3 protein-coding genes are annotated in these 4,457 nt (G+C 73.9%); 1 reads left to right on the top strand and 2 read right to left on the bottom strand.

Annotation, left to right across the window (positions count from 1 at the left end):
* Positions 1 to 260: 260 nt before the first annotated feature.
* Both AOK16_RS15395 and AOK16_RS15390 read right to left on the bottom strand, forming a co-directional pair.
* Positions 261 to 902 carry an IclR family transcriptional regulator gene (locus AOK16_RS15395; RefSeq protein WP_055472817.1) on the bottom strand — a complete coding sequence of 214 codons (642 nt, stop codon included), beginning with the start codon at positions 900 to 902 and terminating at the stop codon, positions 261 to 263.
* 508 nt (positions 903 to 1,410) lie between these two features.
* Positions 1,411 to 3,198 (bottom strand): DEAD/DEAH box helicase, encoded by a 1,788-nt coding sequence (locus AOK16_RS15390; RefSeq protein ID WP_055472816.1) that lies wholly within the window; start codon positions 3,196 to 3,198, stop codon positions 1,411 to 1,413.
* A 330-nt stretch (positions 3,199 to 3,528) separates the two neighbouring features.
* Between AOK16_RS15390 and AOK16_RS15385 the strand changes: the two genes are divergently transcribed.
* Positions 3,529 to 4,428, top strand: a complete 900-nt coding sequence (locus tag AOK16_RS15385) for an alpha/beta fold hydrolase (RefSeq protein WP_055472815.1) — start codon at positions 3,529 to 3,531, stop codon at positions 4,426 to 4,428.
* The last annotated feature ends 29 nt before the right edge of the window (positions 4,429 to 4,457 follow it).

The following is a 4,457-nucleotide window of genomic DNA, read 5'->3' as shown; positions in this document are numbered from 1 at the left end:
GGGAGGGCGCACAGCGCGAGCACGGGTGTGCGCCGCCGCCTGCCGGGGACGGGCTCCTGGGTACGCGGCGAGTGGCCCCCACCGGTAGCGGGGGGCGGGAGGGCTGGCAGGCAGGCGAATCTAGTCGACCGCGCCGACCCGGCGCGCCGCGGCCTGCCCGCAACGGGCCGGAACCCGGCGCGACGGCCACGGCGACCGCCCGCCGACTCGGCCCGAGACGATGGGCCCGAGACGGTGGGCGCGGGCGTCAGCGGAGGGCGTCAGCGGAGGGCATCGGCCACCTCGCGGGCCGCCTCCACGACGCGGGGACCGACGCGTTCCGGTACGGAGTCGGCGAGCATGACCACGCCGACGCTGCCCTCGACACCGGTCACGCCGAGCAGCGGCGCCGCCGCGCCGCTGGCACCCGTCTCCAGTTCGCCGTGGGTGAGGGAGAAGCCGGGGTCGATGCCCGGGTTGTGCCGGGCGGAGAGGATCGCGCGGCCGGCGGCGCCGCGGTCGAGCGAGTGCCGGAAGCCGGTGCGGTAGGCGACGTGGTAGTCGGTCCAGGTCGGTTCGACCACGGCCACGGCGAGCGCGTCGGCGCCGTCGACGAGCGTCAGGTGGGCGGTGGCCCCGATGTCCTCGGCGAGCGCGCGCAGCGCGGGCAGCGCGGCCTCGCGCACCAGCGGGTGCACCTGGCGGCCCAGCCGCAGCACCCCGAGCCCCACGCGGGCCCGGCCACCGAGGTCGCGGCGTACGAGCGCGTGCTGCTCCAGGGTGGCGAGCAGCCGGTAGACCACGGTCCGGTTGACCCCGAGCTTGTTGGACAGCTCGGTCACGGTCAGCCCGTGGTCGGTGTCGGCGAGCAGCTTGAGGACGCGCAGTCCCCGGTCGAGCGTTTGAGACGTCTCAGCGGTCACGACGCCCCCTCCTCGTCTGAGTGACGGCGGCATCTCGCGGCGGGCGCGGCACCGGCCCCAGCGGCAGCGCACGGTAGAGGCCGCCGGTCGTCGCATGGCACCGGCTGCACACCGCGGCGGCGCTGCCGCGGGGCGTGTGGGGTACCGGAAAGGTAGCGACCCGGTCCGCTCAGCGGAAGGCCCCGTCCAGAATCCGGGCAGGTCAGGCGGGGTTTGCCCCTGTATATACCGGGACCGGGCCGCGTATACCGGGACCGGGCCGCGGCAAGCTCGGCACCGCCGCCCTACGCCGTCCTGGCCGCTCGCCGTCGCGGCGGGGACATTCTGGGGCGGGCCCGCGTGCCAGGGGTCCGGCCAGCGCCTCAAGGACCTGGCCACCGCCTCAGGGGTTTGAGGACGAAGTCCCCAGGATTCTTCCGCCGCAACGGCGAGCGGCCACGACGGCGTGGCCCGGCGGTGCCGAACTCACGCGACCGGCCGCCCCATGGCGTACCGCTCAGCGCGAGCGTCACCTCATTCTGGTTGCCCATTCCTGGACCTTGGCGATGCGCTGGCGGATCTGGCCGGCCGTGGCCTCGGCCGTCGGGGGGCCGCCGCAGACGCGGCGGAGTTCGGTGTGGATGACGCCGTGCGGCTTCCCGCTCTGGTGGACATAGGCGCCGACGAGCGTGTTCAGCTGCTTGCGCAGCTCCAGCAGCTCCTTGTGGGTCACCACCGGCCGCCGCTCCGCCGGGAGTTCGAGGAGGTCGGCATCCTCGTCAGGCCTCTTGCGGCTGTGGGCGATCTGGCGCGCCTGCCGCCTCTGCAGCAGCAGCTGCACCTGGTCGGGTTCGAGCAGCCCGGGAATGCCGAGGTAGTCCTGCTCCTCCTCGCTCCCGGGGTGTGCCTGCATGCCGAACTCGGCCCCGTCGTACAGCACCCGGTCGAAGACCGCGTCCGACTCCAGCGCCTCGAACGGCAGTTGGTCCTGCTCGCCGGTGTCCTCGTCCTGCTCCTTGTTCGCCTCCTCCATCTCCTTCTCGGACTCGGCGTACGGGTCTTCCTCCCCGTCCTTCTTCGGCTTGTCGAGGACGTGGTCGCGCTCGACCTCCATCTCGTTGGCGAAGCCGAGCAGCATGGGGATGGTGGGCAGGAACACCGACGCGGTCTCGCCGCGCCGCCGCGACCGCACGAAGCGGCCGACCGCCTGCGCGAAGAACAGCGGCGTGGAGATGGTGGTGGCGTAGACGCCGACCGCGAGCCGCGGCACGTCGACGCCCTCCGACACCATCCGTACGGCGACCATCCAGCGGTCGTCGGAGTGGCTGAAGTCGTCGATGCGCCGGGAGGCGCCGCTGTCGTCGGACAGCACCACGGTGGGCCCGGCCCCGGTGATCTCGCGGATCAACTTGGCGTAGGCGCGGGCCTGGTCCTGGTCGGCGGCGATGACGAGCCCGCCGGCGTCGGGGATGGCCTTGCGGACCTCGCCGAGCCGCCGGTCGGCGGCGCGCAGCACGTTCGGCATCCAGTCGCCGCGCGGGTCGAGCGCGGTGCGCCAGGCCTGGGAGACGGCGTCCTTGGTCATGGGCTCGCCGAGCCGGGCCGCGATCTCGTCGCCCGCCTTGGTGCGCCAGCGCATGTTGCCGCTGTAGGAGAGGAAGATGACGGGCCGGACGACGCCGTCGGCGAGGGCGTTGCCGTAGCCGTAGGTGTAGTCGGCGGCGCTGCGCCGGATCCCGTCGTTGCCCTCCTCGTAGGTGACGAAGGGGATGGGGTTGGTGTCGGACCGGAAGGGCGTGCCGGTGAGGGCGAGTCGGCGGGTGGCGGGCTCGAAGGCCTCGAGGCACGCCTCGCCCCAGGAGCGGGAGTCGCCGGCGTGGTGGATCTCGTCGAGGATCACCAGGGTCTTGCGCTGCTCGCACCGGTTGCGGTGCAGCATGGGCCGCACGCCGACGCCCGCGTACGTGACGGCGACGCCCTGGTATTCCTTGCTCAGCGGCCCGGCGCTGTACTCGGGATCCAGCTTGATGCCTATCCGCGCGGCGGCCTCCGCCCACTGCTTCTTGAGGTGCTCGGTGGGCGCGACCACGGTCACCTGCTGCACGACGTGGTGGTGCAGCAGCCAGGACGCGAGGGTCAGCGCGAACGTCGTCTTGCCCGCGCCCGGCGTCGCCACCGCGAGGAAGTCCCGCGGCTGCGTCTGGACGTACTTGTCCATCGCCCCCTGCTGCCACGCACGCAGCTTGTTGGCCGTGCCCCAGGGGGCGCGGCCGGGGAAGGCGGGTGAGAGGTGGTGGGAGGAGGTGGTGGTAGTCACGGTCTCCGGTTCGGGCTCCGGTCGAGGCGAGTCTTCCCCATCAGCAATCGGGAACCGCGTCAGCCTACCGGTGCCCTCACCGCCCTTCGGGGCTATGCCCCGAGACCCCCCGATGGTGCGACCGAGGTCACACCGAAGGCCCGCCTTCCGCTCATGCGGCGAACCACGGCAGCGCCTCGGCGACCTTCGGAAGATCCAGCACTCCCTGACACACGGCAGCACGGGCGGGCACTTCGCGGGTACGGGGCAGCGGGCACGGGCGCGCGCCGGTCCGGACCCTCGAGCGCGCCTTCGGCCTGGCCAGGTCGGAAAGCGGGCAAGCTGGTCCGTATGCCGTACTTCCGCTCGTACGACGGCACGGACCTCCACTACCGGGTCCTGCCCGCCCGCTCCCCCGGCCCGGCTGCCCCGCCGCTCGTCTGCCTGGCCGGCGGGCCCGGCCGGGACGCCGTCTACCTGGGGGACCTCGGCGGGCTCGACGCGCACCGCCCGCTCGTCGTGCCCGACGCGCGCGGCACCGGCGGCTCGCCGCCCGCCCCCGAGCCGTCCTCGTACGCGTTCCCGAACCTCGCCGAGGACCTGGAGGCGCTGCGCGAGCACCTCGCCCTCGACGCGTTCGCGCTCCTCGCGCACGACGCCGCGGCGGCCACCGCGCAGGCGTACGCGGCCACGCACGGCGCGCGCCTCACGCACCTGGTGCTGGTCTGCCCCGGCTCGCGTCTCCAGGGCGAACTTCCGGACGACGCACGGGAGATCTTCGAGGCGCGGATCGCCGAACCGTGGTGGCCGGACGCCTCGGTGGCGGTGCACCAGCTGGCGGAGGTGTCCGACCTCGACGAGGTGCGCCAACTGCTGCTGCGCGCCGCCCCCATGGCGTACGGCCGCTGGGGCGAGCCCCAGCAGGCACACGCCCGCGCCGAGGCCGCGCAGCTCAACCCCGTACCGCGCGCGGGCTTCTGGCAGGGCGTGGACGAGCCCACGCGCCGCGCGCTCCTCGCCCGGCTGCGGGAGGCGGCGTGCCCGGTGCTGGTCGTGACGGGCGACCTGGACGCGGTCACGGGGATGCGCGCGGGCGGACTCGTCGCGGACTCCTTTCCTAACGCGGTGCTGCGCCCGCTGCGCGGTGTCGGCCACTACCCGTGGGTGGACGAACCGGAGACGCTCCGCCCGCTGGTCGAGGACTTCCTCCCGCAGGCGCCGGGCGAGCCGGGCGAGCCGGGCGCTCTGTGAACGCGGCATGGCAGTCATATGGCAGCAGG

Origin of the sequence: Streptomyces pathocidini (assembly GCF_001418495.1) — a bacterium.
In the GTDB taxonomy this organism is placed as follows: Bacteria; Actinomycetota; Actinomycetes; order Streptomycetales; family Streptomycetaceae; genus Streptomyces; species Streptomyces pathocidini.
The sequence above is the reverse complement of the archived record's forward strand: the minus strand, read 5'-3'. Positions and strand labels throughout refer to the sequence as shown.

Bases quoted from the DNA above. Each gene is read 5' to 3' on its own strand.
- AOK16_RS15385 (WP_055472815.1), top strand. From the start codon at position 3,529: ATGCCGTACTTCCGCTCGTACGACGGCACGGACCTCCACTACCGGGTC.